Origin of the sequence: Eleftheria terrae (assembly GCF_030419005.1) — a bacterium.
In the GTDB taxonomy this organism is placed as follows: Bacteria; Pseudomonadota; Gammaproteobacteria; order Burkholderiales; family Burkholderiaceae_C; genus Caldimonas; species Caldimonas terrae.
Map to the genome: position 1 here is coordinate 416,710 of NZ_CP106953.1, position 24,120 is coordinate 440,829.

The 24,120-nt window shown below is 55.1% G+C and carries 2 protein-coding genes and 2 pseudogenes; all 4 read right to left on the reverse strand.

Features of this window, described 5'->3' with window-relative positions; genetic code table 11:
- Positions 1 to 69 precede the first annotated feature (69 nt).
- A pseudogene (locus N7L95_RS29800) lies at positions 70 to 10,272 on the reverse strand (non-ribosomal peptide synthetase); the annotation flags it as partial.
- Between the two features lie 456 nt (positions 10,273 to 10,728).
- Positions 10,729 to 17,337 (reverse strand): annotated as a pseudogene (locus N7L95_RS29805) (amino acid adenylation domain-containing protein); the annotation flags it as partial.
- Positions 17,334 to 22,493, reverse strand: a complete 5,160-nt coding sequence (locus N7L95_RS28720) for a non-ribosomal peptide synthetase (protein WP_301261037.1) — start codon at positions 22,491 to 22,493, stop codon at positions 17,334 to 17,336. The pseudogene N7L95_RS29805 and the gene N7L95_RS28720, both read right to left, overlap by 4 nt.
- A gap of 53 nt (positions 22,494 to 22,546) precedes the next feature.
- Positions 22,547 to 24,043: an FAD-dependent oxidoreductase gene (locus tag N7L95_RS28725; protein ID WP_363324901.1), complete on the reverse strand. Its 1,497-nt coding sequence runs from the start codon at positions 24,041 to 24,043 to the stop codon at positions 22,547 to 22,549.
- Positions 24,044 to 24,120: the final 77 nt, after the last annotated feature.

Sequence of the window (24,120 nt, forward strand, 5' to 3'; positions counted from 1 at the left end):
CGCCAGCAGGTGCAGCGGTGCCGGTTCAATCCGTTCTGCGCGGTTCTTTCTGTCCGCCAGATAGGCTGCGAGCTCACGAATCGTCTGTCGCTTGAAGATATCGGTAACTTGCAGGTCGTGATTAAGGGGGCGCAGTTGTGAGATGAGCTGCACCACGCGGATCGAGTCACCTCCGAGTTCGAAGAAGTTATCGTGTCGACTCACACGCTCGAGCTTGAGAACGTCGGCCCAGATCGGTGCCAACACGGTCTCCACTTCACCTTCCGGCGCTTCGTACTCACGCGTGGCATACGAATCACCTTGCGGTGCAGGCAGCGCTTTACGATCCACCTTCCCATTCGTCGTCAGCGGCAACTGCTCCAACTGCACATACGCCGCCGGCACCATGTACTCCGGCAACTGACCCAATAAATGACTGCGTAGCGCCTCAGCGCTCAGTGCCACGTCGCTCGTAACGTACGCCACCAAGCGCTTATCACCTGAAATGTCTTCGCGCGCCAACACCACCGCTTCGCGTATGCCTGCATAGCGCGTCAGCTGTGCCTCAATCTCGCCCAGCTCAATGCGGAAACCGCGAATCTTTACCTGATGGTCATTACGACCCAGATACTCGACGTTTCCATCCGCTCGCCACCGCCCTAGATCCCCCGTCTTGTACAAACGCTCGCCTGTCACGAACGGACTGGCGATAAATCGCTCCGCCGTGAGATCCGCTCGATTCAGATACCCGCGTGCAACTCCCGCTCCTCCAATATACAGCTCTCCCACTGCACCGATCGCCACTGGCTGTCGATGAGCATCCAAAATATAGAGTCTTAGGTCCGGAATCCGCGACCCAATCGGACTGCGCCCTTGGTATCGCTTGAGGTCCGTCTTCTGCAAAGGGTAATACGTCACATGTACGGTAGTTTCAGTGATTCCATACATGTTAACCAGTTTCGGCTGAAACTCGGAATTACGTTCATACCAAGGTTCGAGACTTTTCAGGTCCAACGTCGCCCCGCCAAATATCACGTGTCTCAGTACATGAGGTAGGGGATTGCGTGCTTGCGCGGCAATCAGCTGGGTAAAGGCGCTGGGAGTTTGATTGAGGATCGTCACACGTTGTTCCGACACCAGTCGATAGAAACTATCTGGCTCTCGGCTAGTGAGGTGAGGCACCACCACCAGGCGTCCGCCGTACAGCAATGCTCCCCATATCTCCCACACCGAGAAGTCGAAGGAAAATGAGTGGAATAAGGTCCAGACATCTTCACTGCCGAAGTGAAACCAGGGCTGCGTGGCCGCAAACAACCGCACAATATTTGCGTGCTCGACCATCACGCCTTTCGGTGTCCCCGTCGAACCTGATGTATATATGATGTAAGCGAGATGCCGTGGCGTGAGTCCGACGGCTTCCCTGTGCAGATTTGCCTCGCTCAGACCACCCCATAAATCTGAATCATTTTTCAGATCGATGAGCGTGGCGGAAGACGGGCGAACCTGCAACACAGCGCGTGATACATCAGTAGTGAGAACGATACAAGGGCCACTATCACGTAGCAGGTAGCTTAAGCGTTCCACAGGATAGCTTGGGTCCAGCGGCACATAGGCCCCACCCGCCTTCAAAATGGCCAGCACGCCCACCACCATTTGGATGCTGCGTTCAACGCAAATCGCCACTCGGCTATCTGGCTTAACACCTCGCTCAATCAAGTAATGCGCCAGTTGGTTGGCTCGTCGATTGAGTTCGCCATACGTCAGTTGCTCACCCTCATAGATTACGGCGATCGCATCCGGTGTCTGGGCCGCTTGCGCCTCGAATAACTCATGAACGCATTTATCTTGCGGATACTCCGCTGCCGTATCGTTCCAGTTCACCAGAATTTGTTGACGCTCAGTGTCACTGAGCATCGGTAGGCGATCGACCGGCTGCTGGTCGTCCGCCACCATTCCCTTCAGCAAGGTCTTCCAATATTCAATGTATCGCGCCACGGTGTCGCGCTCAAATAAGGCGGTGGCATACTCCAACGAGCCCACAATCTGCTCGCCTTCTTCGCCCAACGACAGCGACAGATCAAACTGTGCTGTTACATGTGGCGAGGTCATTTCCTCAAGCTGCAGCCCCGGCAACAGCAAGCGCCCGCCAGGTGTGTTCTGCCAGGCAAACATCACCTGAAAGATGGGACTATGCGCCAAACTACGCGGTGGCTTGACCAGCTCCACAACTTGCTCAAATGGAATGTCCTGATGACTCTGGGCCGCCAACGCTTGGGTCTTCGTCCGTGCCAACAACTCACTCCCTGTAGGTGAGCCAGACACGTCAATGCGCAATGCCTGCGTGTTAACGAAAAATCCAATCAGGCCCTCAATCTCAGCTCGCATACGGTTCGCGATCGGTGTCCCAATCACCACTTCGTCTTGTCCAGACAACCGTGACAACAATGCTGCCCAACTAGCCATCAATGTCATGAATAACGTCGTGCCATGACGTTGACTGAGCGCCTTTAAGTCTCGTGTCAGCTCCGCATCCAGGCCGATATTCAGACCGGCTCCAACATAGTTCTGCACTGTTGGACGGACATGATCAGTAGGTAGCTCCAGCAACGCCGGCGCGCCCTTGAGCGTATGCCGCCAGTACTCTGCCTGTCGCTGTAAATGCTCGCCTCCCAACCACTGCCGCTGCCACACAGCGTAGTCGGCATACTGAATCTTTAATGGCGGCAGTGGATCGACTTGCCCTTGACTGAACGCACTGTAAAGCTGATTGAACTCATTGAGAAACACACCTATTGACCAACCATCGGACACGATGTGATGCATCGTAATGAGCAATACATGCTCATCAGGCGCCATACGGATCAAGCGCCCACGAATCAACGGACCACGTTCAAGATCAAATGAAGCGGTGGCTTCCAGTGCACTCAGTTCTTGCAACTCAATTGTCGCTTGCGGATGGGCACTTAGATCATGCTCCAACAACGTCATGCACTGATCCTCAGGAGCAATCACCTGGATCGCCGCCCCCTCAATTTGAGAAAATGTCGTGCGCAACGCTTCATGCCGCGCAACGATGCGATCTAATGCTGCGCGCAGCGCGACGCGGTTCAATTGCCCTCTCAGTCGCATCCCACCAGGCATGTTGTATGCCTGGCTAGCGCCATCCATATGAGCCAAAAACCACAGCCGTTGCTGCGCAAACGATAATGGCAAAGGGCTCCCACGATCAGCCACCGTAATCGAGGGCAAGGAAGTGGCGTGAGCGTTCGCCAAGGTAGCAGCGAGCGCTTGCAAACTCGGCTGAGCAAATACATCTCGCAGTGATACTTCCACGCCCAGTGTTTGACGAATACGTGATATCACCTGCACTGCCAACAGTGAATGCCCGCCCAACTCAAAAAAGTTGTCGCGACGACCGATCCGCTCAACCTTCAGCACGTCATGCCAGATCCCTGCCAGTGACTGCTCCATCTCCCCAAGCGGCGCTTCATACTCACGATTGCCATATGCACTCTCTTCGGGTGCCGGTAACGCTTTGCGATCCACCTTCCCATTCGCCGTCAGCGGCAACCGCTCCAACTGCACATACGCCGCCGGCACCATGTACTCCGGCAACTGACCCAATAAATGACTGCGTAGCGCCTCAGCGCTCAGTGCCACGTCGCTCGTAACGTACGCCACCAAGCGCTTATCACCTGGAATGTCTTCGCGCGCCAACACCACCGCTTCGCGTATGCCTGCATAGCGCGTCAGCTGTGCCTCAATCTCGCCCAGCTCAATGCGGAAACCGCGAATCTTTACCTGATGGTCATTACGACCCAGATACTCGACGTTTCCATCCGCTCGCCACCGCCCTAGATCCCCCGTCTTGTACAAACGCTCGCCTGTCACGAACGGACTGGCGATAAATCGCTCCGCCGTGAGATCCGCTCGATTCAGATACCCGCGCGCAACCCCCGCTCCTCCAATATACAGCTCTCCCACTGCACCGATCGGCACTGGCTGTCGATGAGCATCCAAAATATACAGTCTTAGGTCCGGAATCCGCGACCCAATCGGATTGCGCCCTTGGTATCGCTTGAGGTCCGTCTTCTGCAAAGGGTAATACGTCACATGTACGGTAGTTTCAGTGATTCCATACATGTTAACCAGTTTCGGCTGAAACTCGGAATTACGTTCATACCAAGGTTCGAGACTTTTCAGGTCCAACGTCGCTCCGCCAAATATCACGTGTCTCAGTACATGAGGTAGGGGATTGCGTGCTTGCGCGGCAATCAGCTGGGTAAAGGCGCTGGGAGTTTGATTGAGGATCGTGACACGTTGTTCCGACACCAGTCGATAGAAACTATCTGGCTCTCGGCTAGTGAGGTGAGGCACCACCACCAGGCGTCCGCCGTACAGCAATGCTCCCCATATCTCCCACACCGAGAAGTCGAAGGAAAATGAGTGGAATAAGGTCCAGACATCTTCACTGCCGAAGTGAAACCAGGGCTGCGTGGCCGCAAACAACCGCACAATATTTGCGTGCTCGACCATCACGCCTTTCGGTGTCCCCGTCGAACCTGATGTATATATGATGTAAGCGAGATGCCGTGGCGTGAGTCCGACGGCTTCCCTGTGCAGATTTGCCTCGCTCAGACCACCCCATAAATCTGAATCATTTTTCAGATCGATGAGCGTGGCGGAAGACGGGCGAACCTGCAACACAGCGCGTGATACATCAGTAGTGAGAACGATACAAGGGCCACTATCACGTAGCAGGTAGCTTAAGCGTTCCACAGGATAGCTTGGGTCCAGCGGCACATAGGCCCCACCCGCCTTCAAAATGGCCAGCACGCCCACCACCATTTGGATGCTGCGTTCAACGCAAATCGCCACTCGGCTATCTGGCTTAACACCTCGCTCAATCAAGTAATGCGCCAGTTGGTTGGCTCGTCGATTGAGTTCGCCATACGTCAGTTGCTCACCCTCATAGATTACGGCGATCGCATCCGGTGTCTGGGCCGCTTGCGCCTCGAATAACTCATGAACGCATTTATCTTGCGGATACTCCGCTGCCGTATCGTTCCAGTTCACCAGAATTTGTTGACGCTCAGTGTCACTGAGCATCGGTAGGCGATCGACCGGCTGCTGGTCGTCCGCCACCATTCCCTTCAGCAAGGTCTTCCAATATTCAATGTATCGCGCCACGGTGTCGCGCTCAAATAAGGCGGTGGCATACTCCAACGAGCCCACAATCTGCTCGCCTTCTTCGCCCAACGACAGCGACAGATCAAACTGTGCTGTTACATGTGGCGAGGTCGTTTCCTCAAGCTGCAGCTCCGGCAACAGCAAGCGCCCGGCAGATGTGTTCTGCCAGGCAAACATCACCTGAAAGATGGGACTATGCGCCAAACTACGCGGTGGCTTGACCAGCTCCACAACTTGCTCAAATGGAATGTCCTGATGACTCTGGGCCGCCAACGCTTGGGTCTTCGTCCGTGCCAACAACTCACTCCCTGTAGGTGAGCCAGACACGTCAATGCGCAATGCCTGCGTGTTAACGAAAAATCCAATCAGGCCCTCAATCTCAGCTCGCATACGGTTCGCGATCGGTGTCCCAATCACCACTTCGTCTTGTCCAGACAACCGTGACAACAATGCTGCCCAACTAGCCATCAATGTCATGAATAACGTCGTGCCATGACGTTGACTGAGCGTCTTTAAGTCTCGTGTCAGCTCCGCATCCAGGCCGATATTCAGACCGGCTCCAACATAGTTCTGCACTGTTGGGCGGACATGATCAGTAGGTAGCTCCAGCAACGCCGGCGCGCCCTTGAGCGTATGCCGCCAGTACTCTGCCTGTCGCTGTAAATGCTCGCCTCCCAACCACTGCCGCTGCCACACAGCGTAGTCGGCATACTGAATCTTTAATGGCGGCAGTGGATCGACTTGCCCTTGACTGAACGCACTGTAAAGCTGATTGAACTCATTGAGAAACACACCTATTGACCAACCATCGGACACGATGTGATGCATCGTAATGAGCAATACATGCTCATCAGGCGCCATACGGATCAAGCGCCCACGAATCAACGGACCACGTTCAAGATCAAATGAAGCGGTGGCTTCCAGTGCACTCAGTTCTTGCAACTCAATTGTCGCTTGCGGATGGGCACTTAGATCATGCTCCAACAACGTCATGCACTGATCCTCAGGAGCAATCACCTGGATCGCCGCCCCCTCAATTTGAGAAAATGTCGTGCGCAACGCTTCATGCCGCGCAACGATGCGATCTAATGCTGCGCGCAGCGCGACGCGGTTCAATTGCCCTCTCAGTCGCATCCCACCAGGCATGTTGTATGCCTGGCTAGCGCCATCCATATGAGCCAAAAACCACAGCCGTTGCTGCGCAAACGATAATGGCAAAGGGCTCCCACGATCAGCCACCGTAATCGAGGGCAAGGAAGTGGCGTGAGCGTTCGCCAAGGTAGCAGCGAGCGCTTGCAAACTCGGCTGAGCAAATACATCTCGCAGTGATACTTCCACGCCCAGTGTTTGACGAATACGTGACATCACCTGCACTGCCAACAGTGAATGCCCGCCCAACTCAAAAAAGTTGTCGCGACGACCGATCCGCTCAACCTTCAGCACGTCATGCCAGATCCCTGCCAGTGACTGCTCCATCTCCCCAAGCGGCGCTTCATACTCACGATTGCCATATGCACTCTCTTCGGGTGCCGGTAACGCTTTGCGATCCACCTTCCCATTCGCCGTCAGCGGCAACCGCTCCAACTGCACATACGCCGCCGGCACCATGTACTCCGGCAACTGACCCAATAAATGACTGCGTAGCGCCTCAGCGCTCAGTGCCACGTCGCTCGTAACGTACGCCACCAAGCGCTTATCACCTGGAATGTCTTCGCGCGCCAACACCACCGCTTCGCGTATGCCTGCATAGCGCGTCAGCTGTGCCTCAATCTCGCCCAGCTCAATGCGGAAACCGCGAATCTTTACCTGGTGGTCATTACGACCCAGATACTCGACGTTTCCATCCGCTCGCCACCGCCCTAGATCCCCCGTCTTGTACAAACGCTCGCCTGTCACGAACGGACTGGCGATAAATCGCTCCGCCGTCAAATCTGCTCGATTGATATAACCGCGCGCAACACCCGCACCACCAATATAAAGCTCTCCCACCGCGCCTATCGCTACTGGCTGTCGATGAGCATCCAGAATATACAAATGTGTATTGCAGACCGGACGACCAATGGGAATCTCTTGCGCAATCAACTCGCTGCGCCCATCTACTAACAGCGATGTCGCATACACCGTGGCTTCCGTCGGGCCGTAAGTGTTTAGCCAACTGCACTCGCGTCCTTGCAACTTCGCTCGCCAACGCTCCAGATGCCGGCGCTCCGCTTTCTCTCCTCCCACCACCACCAAGCGCGGACGCTCTTCCTGCCCACGAGCATCCTTGCTTTCCTGTTGAACCCACAGATGCCAGAACGCCGTCGGCAACTCCAGCACCGTTACTCGCTCCGTTCGCAACAGTCGCTCAAACTCCTCATCTGGAGCCGATATCTCTTGCGGACGCAGCACGATCGTTGCGCCCGCGGCAAGCGGCGGAAAGATCTCCTCCACCGATGCATCGAAACCGAAGGAAGCAAACTGCAGCACCCGGTCAGCAGCTGTAAGCGCGCAGTTGCGAATGTGGGTATGAATCAGATTGATGACATTGCCGTGTTCAACCATCACTCCTTTTGGTTGACCGGTAGATCCCGAGGTGTAAATCACATACGCCAGACTGCGAGTCGCCAACCCTATTGTCGATCGATCCAGATTGTCTTCAGACTCCTGCGCCCAGAGGGCGATATCCGCCTGCAGATCGAGGACCGTCACGGCGGCAGCATCACGGCTCATTTCGCGTAACGCAGCGCGAGTACTCACCCGCGAGTCAGTGAGCAACAACACTGGCGCGCTATCCTTGAGCATGTACGTCAGACGATGAGCGGAGTACGCCGGGTCCAGCGGCACATAGGCCCCACCCGCCTTCAAAATGGCCAGCACGCCCACCACCATTTCGATGCTGCGTTTAACGCAAATCGCCACTCGGCTATCTGGCTTAACACCTCGCTCAATCAAGTAATGCGCCAGTTGGTTGGCTCGTCGATTGAGTTCGCCATACGTCAGTTGCTCACCCTCATAGATTACGGCGATCGCATCCGGTGTCTGGGCCGCTTGCGCCTCGAATAACTCATGAACGCATTTATCTTGCGGATACTCCGCTGCCGTATCGTTCCAGTTCACCAGAATTTGTTGACGCTCAGTGTCACTGAGCATCGGTAGGCGATCGACCGGCTGCTGGTCGTCCGCCACCATTCCCTTCAGCAAGGTCTTCCAATATTCAATGTATCGCGCCACGGTGTCGCGCTCAAATAAGGCGGTGGCATACTCCAACGAGCCCACAATCTGCTCGCCTTCTTCGCCCAACGACAGCGACAGATCAAACTGTGCTGTTACATGTGGCGAGGTCATTTCCTCAAGCTGCAGCTCCGGCAACAGCAAGCGCCCGCCAGGTGTGTTCTGCCAGGCAAACATCACCTGAAAGATGGGACTATGCGCCAAACTACGCGGTGGCTTGACCAGCTCCACAACTTGCTCAAATGGAATGTCCTGATGACTCTGGGCCGCCAACGCTTGGGTCTTCGTCCGTGCCAACAACTCACTCCCTGTAGGTGAGCCAGACACGTCAATGCGCAATGCCTGCGTGTTAACGAAAAATCCAATCAGGCCCTCAATCTCAGCTCGCATACGGTTCGCGATCGGTGTCCCAATCACCACTTCGTCTTGTCCAGACAACCGTGACAACAATGCTGCCCAACTAGCCATCAATGTCATGAATAACGTCGTGCCATGACGTTGACTGAGCGCCTTTAAGTCTCGTGTCAGCTCCGCATCCAGGCCGATATTCAGACCGGCTCCAACATAGTTCTGCACTGTTGGACGGACATGATCAGTAGGTAGCTCCAGCAACGCCGGCGCGCCCTTGAGCGTATGCCGCCAGTACTCTGCCTGTCGCTGTAAATGCTCGCCTCCCAACCACTGACGCTGCCACACAGCGTAGTCGGCATACTGAATCTTTAATGGCGGCAGTGGATCGACTTGCCCTTGACTGAACGCACTGTAAAGCTGATTGAACTCATTGAGAAACACACCTATTGACCAACCATCGGACACGATGTGATGCATCGTAATGAGCAATACATGCTCATCAGGCGCCATACGGATCAAGCGCCCACGAATCAACGGACCACGTTCAAGATCAAATGAAGCGGTGGCTTCCAGTGCACTCAGTTCTTGCAACTCAATTGTCGCTTGCGGATGGGCACTTAGATCATGCTCCAACAACGTCATGCACTGATCCTCAGGAGCAATCACCTGGATCGCCGCCCCCTCAATTTGAGAAAATGTCGTGCGCAACGCTTCATGCCGCGCAACGATGCGATCTAATGCTGCGCGCAGCGCGACGCGGTTCAATTGCCCTCTCAGTCGCATCCCACCAGGCATGTTGTATGCCTGGCTAGCGCCATCCATATGAGCCAAAAACCACAGCCGTTGCTGCGCAAACGATAATGGCAAAGGGCTCCCACGATCAGCCACCGTAATCGAGGGCAAGGAAGTGGCGTGAGCGTTCGCCAAGGTAGCAGCGAGCGCTTGCAAACTCGGCTGAGCAAATACATCTCGCAGTGATACTTCCACGCCCAGTGTTTGACGAATACGTGACATCACCTGCACTGCCAACAGTGAATGCCCGCCCAACTCAAAAAAGTTGTCGCGACGACCGATCCGCTCAACCTTCAGCACGTCATGCCAGATCCCTGCCAGTGACTGCTCCATCTCCCCAAGCGGCGCTTCATACTCACGATTGCCATATGCACTCTCTTCGGGTGCCGGTAACGCTTTGCGATCCACCTTCCCATTCGCCGTCAGCGGCAAACTCTCCAGCACCACGATCGATCCAGGCACCATGTACGACGGCAAGTGCCGCTTCAGGCTTCGCCGCAGCTGTGCAGGAAATACATCGATGCCGTGGGACAGCGGGACATTGGCAACCTCCTTGCCTGGAAAGTGCGGTACTACTATGGCTGGCGTCGTCCCGGTCTCCACCCGAACAGGGTCATACAGCAGTACGTCAAATCTCCCATCCGAGCAGTCCGGCGTCCAGCTCACGCGCACCTCGTAGCCGCACCTCACTGCGATTGCACTGAACGCACTCGGGAATTCGCCGGTCGACTCGTCAAGGGGCCGCATCCGTATCGCGTCCACAGTAACGTCCGCGGCACTCGTTGCAATCGCAGCACGGCTCGCCAAATCGCGGGCCAACCGCCTGTTGGGAATGCCGGTCAGTTGCAACGACTGTGGACGATGAGTCCGCAGGTAGTCTTCCAACTGAGATGACGACCACGCTGTTGACCATGGAATCACGGCACCGATTAGGGGGTGTTCCGCCGTACCCACATGCAGCACTACATCGTATCGATACAGCGTTAACTCATTGTCAGCCTCGGTTTGTTTCAACAAGATCTCGACCCGCCCGATACGCGCCAGGCGTTGCGCCAGCTGCACGAAGAACAGCGGGTCGATCAGCAGCTCTTTTTCGTTTTCGACCGCCACATCGATCCGACGCCTGAGTGATCCCACCGTCAGATCTGCGGGTGCTCTGGCAAGCTGAACGGAAGCGTGGAACAGCTCCAACAGCGCGAAGTTGCGCACGTCGCCGATGAAAATATGGCCGTTGTCCGGCACCAGCGCCAGCGCCTGCTCCAACACGGACGATAGATACGACGTATCTGGAAAATACTGAATGACTGAATTGAGAACGACAGTATCGAAACGGCCCTCGGACAAGCATTGCAGATCGATAGCCGGGGACTCGAACAAGCGGATGCTGGAAGCAGCCGGTTGGCGTGATACCCAATCCGTCAACGTCCGTATCGCTTCGGCCGACACGTCGGTCCCAACATAAGACTCACAATGCGACGCCAGCCGTTGCAGAAGGAGGCCGACACCGCATCCGATCTCCAGTATGCGCCGTGGATGCAAGGCCAGCACTCGCTCGATCGTGGCAGCCAACCAGTCCTGCATCTGTTGATCAGGAATCTGCTCGCCGGTATAGCTGCTCTTCCACCCCCCGAAGTGCGGTGCACGACTCGCCATATTCGTCGCATAGAGCTCATCGAAGATGTGCTTCCATTGCGCGATGGTCTGATCGCGATGAGCTGCGGATTCTTCGGACGACAGACCTGGATCAGGGTCTCGCACTACGTAGGCGACCAGGCGCTGGTCACCCGGCTGATCCGCACGCATCACGACCACCGCCTCACGGACTTCCGGCAAATCCAGCAGCACCGTCTCGACCTCCCCAGGCTCGATGCGGTAGCCGCGGATCTTCACTTGCTGATCCAATCGACCCAAAAACTCCAGGCGCCCCTGCGCATCCCAGCGCACCCGATCACCCGTGCGATACATACGCCCGCGTACTGCCCCAAACGGCTCTGGCATAAAACGCTGCGCCGTCAACCCCGCGTTGTTTAAATACCCCCGGCTCACCCCCTCACCGGCGATATACAACTCCCCTGCCACCCCGATCGGTACCGGCTCCAGCCGCTCGTCCAATACATACGCACGCATGTTGCCGATCGGCCGACCAATCCTCACTCCCTCATCCTTCCCACCCTCGAAGCGGTGACAGGCACTGAAGGTCGTGCACTCCGTCGGTCCGTAGCCGTTGATCAACGTGCAGCCCGGCAGCTCGCGCTGCACCTTCCCCACGTGATGCGCAGACAGCGCATCCCCGCCCGCCAGAAGCTGGCGCACCGGCGCCAGCAACTGCACGTCCAGTTCCACCACCTGCGCAAACAATCCTGCCGTCAGCCACAGCGTCGTGATCTGCTGCTCCTGGATCACTTGGCGCAGGCGCTGCAGATCGACATACTTCTCCGCATATAAAACGCTACGGCCGCCCATGAGCAGCGCTCCCCAGATCTCGAAGGTGGCCGCATCGAATGTCGGCGGCGCTAGCTGCAAGATATGCTCTTCGGAACCCAGGGCCGCATATCCCGCGTGAACCAGCCCGACCACACTGTGATGCTCCACCATCACGCCCTTGGGATGGCCGGTCGAACCGGAGGTGTACATCACATATGCGAGCGTCTCGGGCCGCGCACCGCTTGTAGGACAGTGCTCGGGGTGCAGCGCAATCTGCGGCCAGTCCTTGTCCAATCTCACGAGCGAGAGTGCGCCGGCCAGATTCAGCTTGCTCTGCACGCTCTCTTGGGTCAGCACTACCGGTGAACGCGTGTCCTGCAACAGGTAGCTCAGCCGCGGTGCTGGATATTCCGGATCCAACGGCAGGTACGCTCCGCCCGCTTTGAGTATCCCCAGCATCCCGATGATCATCTCCATGCTGCGCTCCACGCACAGCCCGACGATCAACTCCTCCCCCACACCCAGCTGCTGCAGGTGATGTGCCAGCTGGTTCGAGCGCCGCTCCAGCTCCCCATAGCTCAGCTTCTGATCCTCATACACCAACGCAATCTGCTGCGGGGTGCGCCGGGCTTGCTCGGTAAACAGCTCGTGAATGCACTTCTGCCGCGGAAACTCCACCGCCGTGGCATTCCACTCCACCAGCAGCTGATGGCGCGCCCTAGGAGTGATCAGAGGCAGGTCATGAAGACGGCCTTCGGGATGCTCGACCATGCCAGCCAACACGATCTGCAGCTGTTCGGCTAGACGCTCGATGGTCGATTCGTCGAACAGTTCTGACGCATATTCGAACGCACATTGGAGATGCGTCGACTTCTCGTTCACGAACAGCACCACATCGAATTTGGCGGTGCGATGCTCGCCGTTAACGAGCTGACAACGAAGACCAGGCAGCTGCAGATCTGCTTGTGCGAAGTTCTCCAACGCAAGGAGCACCTGGAACAGCGGCTGGCGGCTCAGATCACGCTCGGGCTGCAGCTCCGCCACCAACCTCTCGAAGGGCACGTCCTGGTGCGCATACGCCCCCAGCAGCATCTGCTTCACCTGAGCCAAATGCTCCACGACACTGCACTCCCCTCTCACCTGCGCCCGCAGTGCCAGTGTGTTCACGAAAAAGCCGATCAGCCCCTCGCTCTCACGTTGCGTGCGCCCCGCAATCGGCGCCCCGATCAGAAAATCCTCCTGCCCGCTCCACCTCCACAGCAACACCTGAAACCCTGCCAGCAACACCATGAACAGTGTCGCGCCCTCACCCCGCCCAAGCTCACTCAGACGCCGACTCAACTCCCCACTCAACTTAAACTCATGCACCCTTCCCGCGTGGCTCGACACCGCAGGCCGCGCCCGATCGCTCGGCAGCGCCAATACCTGCGCACCACTCAGCTGCTCACGCCAGTACGCCAGCTGCTCCTCGAGCAGCTCTCCGTGCAGCCAGCTGCGTTGCCACAACGCATAGTCCGCATACTGCAGCACCACTGGCGCCAACCCCGATCGCTCCCCTCGAACTCTCGCCCCATACAGCTCGCTTAACTCTCTCAACAGCACACTCTCGGACCACCCGTCCGAGATGATGTGATGCATCGTCAACAACAGCACATGCTCCTGCTGAGATACGGTCAACAGCTTCAATCGGCACAGCGGGCCCCGACTCAGCTCAAAGCGACGCTCAATCTCCTCATCGATCGATTCTCGAACCCGTCGCTCCCGCTCAGAGGCCTCGAGATCACTCAGATCCAACCTCTCGAGCCGCAATTGCCCCAATGCCCCGATGCGCTGGATCGCCCGTCCCCCGCGACTCTCAAAGTACGTGCGGAGGCTCTCGTGCCGACGCTCCAACTCAAACAAGCTCCACTGCAGCGCCTTGACGTCCAATTGCCCCTGCAACCGCCAGGCACTCGGCATGTTGTAGGCACTGCCGACCTGGCCAAGCTCGTCCAAAAACCACAACCGCTCCTGCGCATACGACAGCGCCAGCTCCGCAGGTCGCTCCTGCACTTCCAGCGGCGGAACCTTGCCCACACCTCCGGCTTCGCCCAGCCCCTCCAAGCGCTGCGCCAGCTCGCACACCGTGGCGGCTTCGAACAATAGCCGCAGCGCCACGCTACGCCCGGGCAGCTGCTCACGGATCTGCGCCAGCACTCGCGTCGCCAGCAACGAGTGGCCTCCCAACTCAAAAAAGTTGTCGTGCCGACCAACTTTCTCCAGTCCCAGCACTTCTTCCCAGACCCGCGCCAGTGTCTGCTCGATCCGCCCTTGCGGGGCCTCGTACTCTTGGGTGGCATAGGCGTCTCCATCCGGGGCCGGCAATGCCTTGCGATCTAGCTTGCCATTGACATTCAAGGGCAGCCGCTCGAGCACGACAAAGGCTGAAGGGACCATGTACCCAGGCAAGAGCCCTTTCAGATACGCCCGCAGAGACTCTGCAGTGGGAGCTATGGAGGAGTCTTTGGCGGTCACATATGCCACCAAGCGCTTATCACCTGGATTGTCCTCGCGCGCCAGCACCACCGCTTCGCGTATTCCTTCACATCGCGCCAGCTGTGTCTCAATCTCTCCCAGCTCAATGCGGAAACCGCGAATCTTGACCTGGTGATCGTTGCGACCTAAAAAATCAATGTTGCCGTCAGGCAAATATCGACCCAGGTCACCAGTCTTGTACAGCCTCGCAGTCGGATCAGCACTGAAAGGATTTCTAACAAACCGCTCGGCTGTTAGGTCAGGACGATTCAGATATCCGCGCGCCAAACCCGCACCACCAATATATATCTCACCAGTGACACCAATCGGTACTGGCTGAAGATGCCGATCAAGAATGTATATCTGCGTGTTCGATATCGGTCGGCCGATCAATTGCGATCTTGAGTCACTTCTTAATGGCTCATGAATAGTTGCATTAACAGTTGATTCTGTTGGGCCGTAAGCGTTAAACAATCTTGGACGATACTCACCATGCTCAAACCAATTGCGAAGCGCTTGGGCGTGGACGGCCTCACCACCAATAAGGACACGACGGACCACTCGTGGAATCTCTACCGCATAATCTTCTATCAACTGTTGCCAAAATTGAACCGGCAGATTAACCACCGAGACTTGATGCTCTTGGCACAAAGACCAAAATACGACAGGCCCTCCCAACCAAGCTTCAGTACGCAACACCAAAGCCGATCCAGTACTTAAGGAAGTAAAGACTTCCTCCACCGACATGTCAAACGAGAAAGAAGAAAACTGAAGAACTCGGTCATTTGAATCAATCCCGTAATATTCTTGCAGTGCACGAATCTGATTGTTAACACTACGGTGCTCCACCATGACTCCCTTAGGGCGTCCAGTAGAGCCTGAGGTATAGATGACATAGGCCAGATGATTGGCAGTCAGTCCTATTGCCGATTTAAGGGGATTGTCCTTGCTGTCATCGGCCCAGAGTGCTACATCCGCTTCCAGGTCAATGATAGGGATCGTCTTACCGACATCACCCAATACCGCGAGCGCCCTGGCCTGCGTCAATAACGCCACGGGCGCGCTATCGCTTAGCATGTACATCAAGCGGTCTTTGGGATACGCGGGATCCAGCGGCACATAGGCCCCACCCGCCTTCAAAATGGCCAGCACCCCCACCACCATTTCGATGCTGCGTTCAACGCAGATGGCTACACGATCGTCCGGCTTGATTGCCAGCGTCCTTAAATAGTGAGCCAGCTGGTTGGCGCGTTCGTTGAGCATCTGATATGTCAGCTGCTGATTTTCATACACCACTGCAATCGCATTGGGTGTTTTAATCACCTGCGCTTCAACCAACTGATGGATACACTCGTCCTCAGGAAACTCCGCTCCCGTATCATTCCAATCCACCAGTAGCTGCTGACGTTCCTGTGGCGCTAGGATCTCTAGCTCGTTGAGCTTAGCGTCTGGCTTGGTAGTAATTTGTTCTAATAAAGTCCTAAAGCTCCCCGCCATTCGTTCGATCGTTGCGCCGTCAAACAAGTCAATGGGGTACGTGAAAGTGCAACTGAACCCCGCCCTAGTTTCAGAAACGCTGAACGTCAAATCAAACTTTGCCGTGTTCTCTGGGCCGATCTGTGACGGCGCAATTTTGAGGCCCGGCCAGCTGATAGCGTCTTCAATAACTAGCTCCTGCGTCTCGAACATCGTCTGGAATAGCGGCTGGCGTGATAGATCGCGCTCCGGTTGCAATTCCGCCACCAATTTTTCGAACGGGAGATTTTGATTTGCATAGGCAGCTAGCGCGGTCTCTTTAACTTGCTGTAGCAGCTCCTTGAACGTCGCGTCTCCCGCCACTGAAGATCGCAGCACCAGCGTGTTCACGAAAAACCCGACTATCCCTTCTAGCTGCTTATGCGTGCGACCGGCGATCGGCGTACCCACCGCAATGTCGTCCTGACCGGTCCAGCGCGATAGAAGTATTTGATAGGCGGCCAGCATCGTCATGAATAATGTTGCACCGGCCTGTCGGCTTAGTGCTGCTATCCGATGCGAAACCTCAGCGGAAACTTCGAAGCATAGCGTTGCGCCCCTCACACTCGTTAGCTGCGGCCGGGGCCGGTCAGTCGGCAAGGCCAGCGGTTCAAGGCCGCTCAATTGCTGCTTCCAGTAATTCAGTTGCCTGTCCAGCACCTTGCCCTGCAGCCACTGTCTCTGCCACACCGCATAGTCGGCATATTGAATAGGCAGCGTCGGCAACGGCGAAGGGCGGTTGTTACTGAACGCTTGATACAACGCCGCCAACTCTTGTTTGAAGATATTCAGCGACCAACCGTCCGTGATGATGTGATGTTGCGTCAGCAGCAGCACATGGATCTCATCCGATAGCCGCAACAAACTTCCACGCCACAAAGGGCCGCGCGTCAGATCAAACGGGGTATCTACCTCGGCTTGTGTTAAGCGGGTCACCTCGGCTTCTTGCTCTTCAGCTGGCAAATCAGCCAAATCGGTGAGATTAAGGCAGAAGTTCGCGTCCTCGCCGATCACCTGCACCGGTTGGTCATTAAGCACCTCAAAATGCGTGCGCAAACTCTCGTGGCGGCGGCACAGTTCCACCAGACTTAGCGAAAGCGCCCTCGCGTCCAGTCTCCCTTCAAGCCGCAATCCTATTGGAATGTTATACGCGGCCCCCATCGTCCCTAACTGTTCCAAAATCCATAGCCGCTCCTGAGCATGAGAAAGAGGCAGAATATTTCCAGCTGATCGCGGGGCAAGTGGAAGCTCGTGCCTGTCGGCATGCTGAGCAGACTGCTTATGCAAATCTCTAAGTTGTTTCAAGCTCAGTTGACTGAGCTGTCCCTTCGAATACTTCTTTGCCGACAATTCGCTCACAAGGACGCCCCCTCAATACTAACCAGATCAGCCTCTATTTGAGTCAAAACATAGTCACACAGTCCTTCAACCGTTGGACTCTTGAACATCGCAAGCAGCGGAATTTCTATTCCCAGCTCGTAATTAAGCCAATTGACCACACGAGCTGCGGATAGCGAGTCGCCCCCCAAGGAGAAGAAGTTATCGTGAATGCCCACGCGCTCCACTTTTAGTACGTCTGCCCAAATCTCCGCTAACGTGCGCTCTATCTCTGTCCGTGGCGCAACGTACTCCGTTCCTAAATTAATCTGGCTGGCATCAGGCGGCGGTAAGCCTTTACGATCCACTTTGCCGCTCGGAATCAGTGGTAGCTCGCTCAAATATACGAATGCACTAGGTATCATGTATTCAGGTAATACTTGCTGCAGATGGCGTCTCAGTTCGTTAACCGATGCTGACTTCGATTCGGGATCACCCACCAAATATGCCACCAGCCGCTTCTCCCCTGGAATATCTTCTCTGTCAACGACCACTGCTTCGCGGATCGCTTCATGACACACCAGCGCATGCTCAATTTCGCCAAGTTCTATGCGGAAACCGCGAAGTTTGACCTGATGATCGTTACGGCCAAGATATTCAATATTTCCATCCACACGCCACCGACCCAAATCTCCCGTTCGGTACATGCGCGCTGCTGGCTCATCTCCAAAGGGGTCCGCCAGAAATCTCTCAGCTGTCAGCTCGGCTCGATTCAGATACCCACGTCCTACCCCAACTCCTCCTATATATAGCTCGCCAATCACGCCGATCGGTACAGCACGACGGTGGCCGTCCAATATGTATATTTGTGTGTTTAATATAGGGCGGCCAATGTGCTCGATTTTCTCTGCCTGCCGTTCAATTCGAGTCGATGTAGAATAGGTAGTCGTCTCTGATGGGCCATAAAGATTACGCAACACCACATCCCCACATACCGAATAGATTTTCTCCATCAAGCTCGACCTTAGCGGTTCACCAGCTAAATTGATAGCTCGAACACCACTGAAAGTTTCCTGATAGCTATCTAACATTGTGTTAATAGCGGACGGAACCGTATTGATTAGCGAGATCGATTGCGATTTATTCGCGAATGCGAAAACATCGTTCACGAGATGCACTGTGGCGCCCCGCACCAGAGGAGCGAAACATTCATAGACTGATAAGTCAAAATTTATCGATGTTGAGAACAGTGTTTGCTCCATCTCTTGCGAAGCAAACTCCGAGCGAGACCAGTGCAATAGATTCACCGCACTACGATGCTCGATCATCACACCTTTGGGTTGACCCGTTGACCCAGAGGAATAGACCACATAAGCCAGATGATTAGGCTTTACGCCACTTTCAGCTGCCCCTATATTCTTTACTCCCTCACTGCCGCCCTCCGACCGAGTACCGCAGCCGATCTTTATCAACGACTCCACTCCCAGACTACCCAGCACCTCACTCCCAACGTCATCGCATAACACCACTTGCGGACGCGCATCGTTCAACATAAATCGCAACCGGTCTACTGGGTATTCAGGGTCCAACGGAAGATACGCCCCACCTGCCTTCAGGATGCCCAGCAAACCCACCACCATTTCGACACTCCTGCCTACACAGATTCCTACCAGCGTGTCGGGCTCTACAGACAATCCCCGTAAATAGCGCGCTAGCCGGTTCGCACGTACATTAAGCTCTGTATAGGTCAGCCGATCTTGACCCTGAACAATTGCCACCGCATCGGGAGTTTTGATTACTTGCTCCTCAAAAAGCTGATGCACGCAACGATCTCTTGGATACTCCCCTTTAGTTGCGTTCCATTCCTCTAATATTTGACGCCGCTCTCCTGCGGGCAGTATATCCAGCTCGCCAATTGATCTATCGGGGGATAGCTCCAATGCCCCCGCCAATTCACTTAGCGATTTTTCCATGAATCGGCAGATACGCGTGGCTTCAACACCAGGCACAGCCTGAACCGTCAACCCCATCGCTTCACCGCAATCATCCACCGATAACATCAGCGGGTAGTTAGTGCGCTCCTCAACATAAATCCATTCCATTCCCTCCACCCGCTCAGCAATATCCTCTACCGTTGGTCGGTTGTGTCGGTAGTTCAGCAGCGCACTAAACAACGGAGCTGGCGCCGCTACACCACTACACTGCTGCGCCAGCGACAACGACGCGTGTTCATGCCTTAACAACCTCGCTAACGAACGATGCGTCTGGTTCACGCATTCGAGTACGCTTCTCCCTTCGATCGATACGCGGATTGGCAGCGTATTAATGAACAACCCCATCGCCTCGTCCGCACCGGAACCTGCCTCCATCCTGCCAAGCAATACTGTTCCAAATACCACTTGCTCGCGACCCGCCGTTCGGCCCACGACCAAGCCCCACGCCACGTGACACACACTCGCCACGCTAACGCCCATCCGCCTCGATAGTCTCTTTAACCGCCCAACCAACTCATCAGACAGCGGTAAGTGCGCTTCCTCAACCCTCTGACCTACATCGCGGATTCCCAGCAGACCAAACGGTGCTGTCGGCTCGTCAATGTCCTGCAACATCTCCCGGAAAAACTTCTCATGCTCTTCGCAACTTATCCCCAATCGCACTTGTCCAATCAAGTTCCGAAATGGTTTCGGCAGCGATAATTCACTGCCGCGATTGTTCAATAGGAACCCGACTTCACGGCTCTGAATCTCCAGCGTCAGGTGATCCCCGATCAGGTGGTGCAATAACATGGTCAGCACCCATCGGCCATTCTCACCGTCAAACCCTACCGCCAGCTGCATTAAAGGCGCTTGAGTTAAATCAATCCGGTAATGGAACGGGTCAAAAAGCTTCCTCATCTGCTCCGCCGCAGGCCCTGCCCCGGCTGATAGCTCTAAATGCGTAACACGTAACCTTGCTTCCCGCCAAACAACCTGCACAGGTTCAGACAAGCCCTCCCATTGAAAGGCCGTTCGTAAAACATCGTGCCGGTCCACGACTTGTTGCAGTGCACTCAGGTATCGATCCAACAGTTCCCGATTGGTAAATGTCATCTGACCGATCAGCAAGTACGGATCACCCTTCACCGACAGCAAATTGTGAAATAAGATTCCCTCCTGCAACGGCGACAAACCATAGATATCCTGAATGTTGCTCACCCCACCAGGAGTACGTTCAATCACACGATCAATACTTGCTTGATCCAGTCGCGCGAGCGGCAGCAGCTCTGGTGTGATCTCCTTGGTAGCTGTGTCTATCAAGTTAGGCGGCACTACCATCCCACTCGATTCATCCAACGTACCAGCAAACGCCGACAAGGCCGGTGTCGCGAACAGCGCGCTCACGTTGGCGGCAAGTCCTAGGCGTCTCAACCGTTCGATGAATGTCACCGCCAACAGCGAGTGACCGCCCAACTCAAAAAAATTGTCCCAACGACCCACTCGCTCTATCTTCAGCAGCGCAGACCAAATATTGGCGATCGCTATTTCTATCTCCCCTTGTGGCGCCTCATAAACCCGGCGCACTACGACCGAGTTGTCTGGCGGCGGCAAAGCTTTACGATCATGCTTGCCGTTGGGAGTCAGCGGTAGGTGCTCCAACACCATGAACGCCTTGGGAACCATGTGATCGGGGAGTGCTTTTAACAAATGGTCACGCAGGCTAGCAACGACATCCGTCTCCGGGTCCACCGTTTTTAACGTGACATACGCCACCAGCCGCTTCTCGCCAGGTTCATCCTCGCGCGCCACCACCACCGCTTCACGAATCGCTTCATGCCGCAACAGCGCAAGTTCAATCTCGCCTAGCTCTATCCGGAAACCACGAATCTTGACCTGATGATCATTGCGGCCTAGATACTCAATATTTCCATCAACACGCCACCGACCCATATCTCCAGTCCGGTACATCCGTGCCGTCGGATCGTCGCTAAACGCGTCCGGCTGAAATCTCTCCGTCGTCAGCTCCGGTTGGTTCAGATACCCCCTGGCCACTCCTTCTCCGCCGATGTAAATCTCTCCTGTAACCCCTACTGGCACAGAATGGAGGTGCTCATCCAGCACGTAGATACGCCTATTGCCCATGGGGCGGCCGATGTGTGGCGGCGTTTCATCTCCCTTCAAACTAGCAATCGTTGCACTTACAGTGCATTCTGTTGGACCGTAGACGTTAAAGAATTCTATTCGCTCGTCCCTTGCCAAAGTCCGCCACAAATCCACGTCGATGACTTCGCCGCCCGCTAGGACTAGCCGTAGCTGTCGTGCGCGATCGAACAAACCTGCGAAAATCCATGATCTTAGTTGAGATATCGTGCAGTCAATACACTCGACCGCGTGTTGGGATAAATAGTCCCCGAGCATCGATATATCATTTTGATACTCTTGCGGCACCACAATAATCGCTCTGCCGGACAACAATTGAATGGTCTGCTGAACAGACACATCAAAGTTGAAGGACGCATTTACCGCGACACGGCAACACTCTGCTGCGTTGTCGTAGACTTTCTCCAGGCCTTGCCACAGATTTATGACGTGCCGATGCTCGACCAACACTCCTTTGGGCTGCCCGGTAGATCCAGAGGTATAGATTACATAAGCCAGATTATCGGAATTTAACTCCCGCTCTTGCAAGTCTAGATTGCCTCTCGGCTCCAGCCCGATTTCATTCAAATCCCCCAAGCCAATAACTTGGGCATTTGTTGGTGGTACGCCTTTACGGTGTGTGCCTAAAGCTAGCAGAATGTCGGGTGCCGCATCTCTCAGCATGTACTCCAGCCGCTCCGCCGGATAATCGGGGTCCAGTGGTACATATGCTCCTCCGGCTTTAAGTATGCCAAAGATTGCCACAATCGTATCAATACTGCGTTCGATATATAATCCCACCAATCGATCCGGACCCACGCCCTTGCGAACCAAATAGTGCGCAAGTTGATTGGCTCTTGAATTGAGTTCGGTGTAGGTAAGCGTCACATCTTTGTACACGAGCGCCACCGCATTTGGCGTTCGTTCTACCTGTTGCTCAAAAAGCCGATGAATGAGGCTCTCATTTGGATACGGTATTTGCGTCGCATTAAAGAGCTCAATCTCGTGCTGTTGCTCGTTGTCCCTCGCATCTTGCCGCTCTACCCTTGAGATTGGCGCATGAGTGATCATTTCAGTTTTCATGTGAAGTTCTAGGATTTCAAGCTCGGACACAGAGGCAGATGTTTCCCGACGGCTCATGATCTTATTAGCTCTGGCCGCCGGGAAATATCGTGCCATTTGGCACTAGAATCATTGTTCGGGGCACTACCACAGGCGAGGACAGGGAGCTTTTCATGTATTAATCTGGCGGCAAGCGCGAAGTCCGTGATCCCTAGCCGGTGCTGCGCAGATTTGCTTTCTCCCAAGGTAAGCTCTGCCAAGATATCCTCTTGAATTTTTCCTCGTTGCTGTGCCTGTGCGTATGAGATCTCCGGATGAAATGTCACCATGGAATACTGGGGAATGAATCGATCAGGAAACCGCCTCTCGAGCTCAAGTTCCAGAAACTTGCGGAGAACAAAATCTGGCTGAAGTACTGCGGCAGACAACTCCATATAGTTCTCAAGAGACATTTGAGCGATAGCATTCGTATCTGCGCGGCGTACTTTTTCGAAGTCCAGGAATAGAGGCGCCCACTGCTCGTGCTTGTCCAACAACGAGTCGAACACCACACAGTCCTCGAATGCTGCATTTACGCCCTGACCGTAGAAGGGCACGATAGCATGTGCCGCGTCTCCCAGAAGCAATACAGCGCCCAGGGTTTGCCACGGCTTCACAGACACAGTGCCCAGCCGACTCTGTGGATTCGAGCTAAATTGCTCGGTCAGGTTCTGGATGCGTGGCACAGCATCCGGAAATTCCCTATTAAAAAACTCGCTCACGCCCTGTGAGTCTTTTAATGCCGCGAAACTTACCGGCCCGGTGTTCTTCAGAAATAAAGTGGCGGTCATGTTGCAATTCAGATTCGGCATCGCCACAAGCATAAAGTCACCGCGCGGCCATAGGTGTAGTGCGTCAGAATTTAGCGCATAGCCGCCAGCAAATGAGGGGAGTGTGAGCTCTTTATAGCCATGGTCGAGCATGTCAAAACACGCAGCCAAATAGCCTCTTTCAACAAGACTCGCTCGAACGGCTGAATTTGCGCCGTCAGTGGCAATGGTGGGTGCCAACTCGACGCTGTATTCCTTTCCATGCGTTTTGTCGCGAAAGGTAAGTCGATTCTCTTTTGGGTCGGCAGCTATGCATTGCTGATCGAATCGAATAGTGATATTAGGATAGCGCGCAGTTTCTTCGATCAGAATACGTTGAAGGACGACGCGCTGGATTGAGTAGATGACCTCGTGCTCTCGCTGTCCATAGAGTTGTAGGATTGAGCGTCGTGAAGTAGTGTGAACCATGCGGCCTCGCATCGGTATCAGTCGTGACGCAACGGTACTCATGACGCCAGCTCGCTCCAACGCGTTGATTCCGCGCGCAGCCAACGTGAGATTGATAGAGCGGCCACGTTGCGTCCTCACTCGCCGTGGATCTGAGCGCTTCTCATACAGAACCACTGAAAATCCCCGACGGGCCAGCATCAAAGCAAGCAAGGGGCCGGCCAAACCTGCACCTACAATATTTATGGGTCTGCATGGATCGGGTCGCATCGTATTACTTTCTTGGCACACAGTCGCAAGGCTATGAGTTTCCATACCTCAAAAGTTGTGCCATTTATAATTGAAGACTTACACGCCGCTAGCGTGCCTTGAACTCGCTGTGTGGCAAGTTC

What these genes read in the sequence shown, in the direction of transcription:
- N7L95_RS28725 (WP_363324901.1), bottom strand. Translation starts at nt 24,043, where the DNA reads ATGGAAACTCATAGCCTTGCGACTGTGTGCCAAGAAAGTAATACGATG.
- N7L95_RS28720 (WP_301261037.1), bottom strand. Translation starts at nt 22,493, where the DNA reads ATGAAAACTGAAATGATCACTCATGCGCCAATCTCAAGGGTAGAGCGG.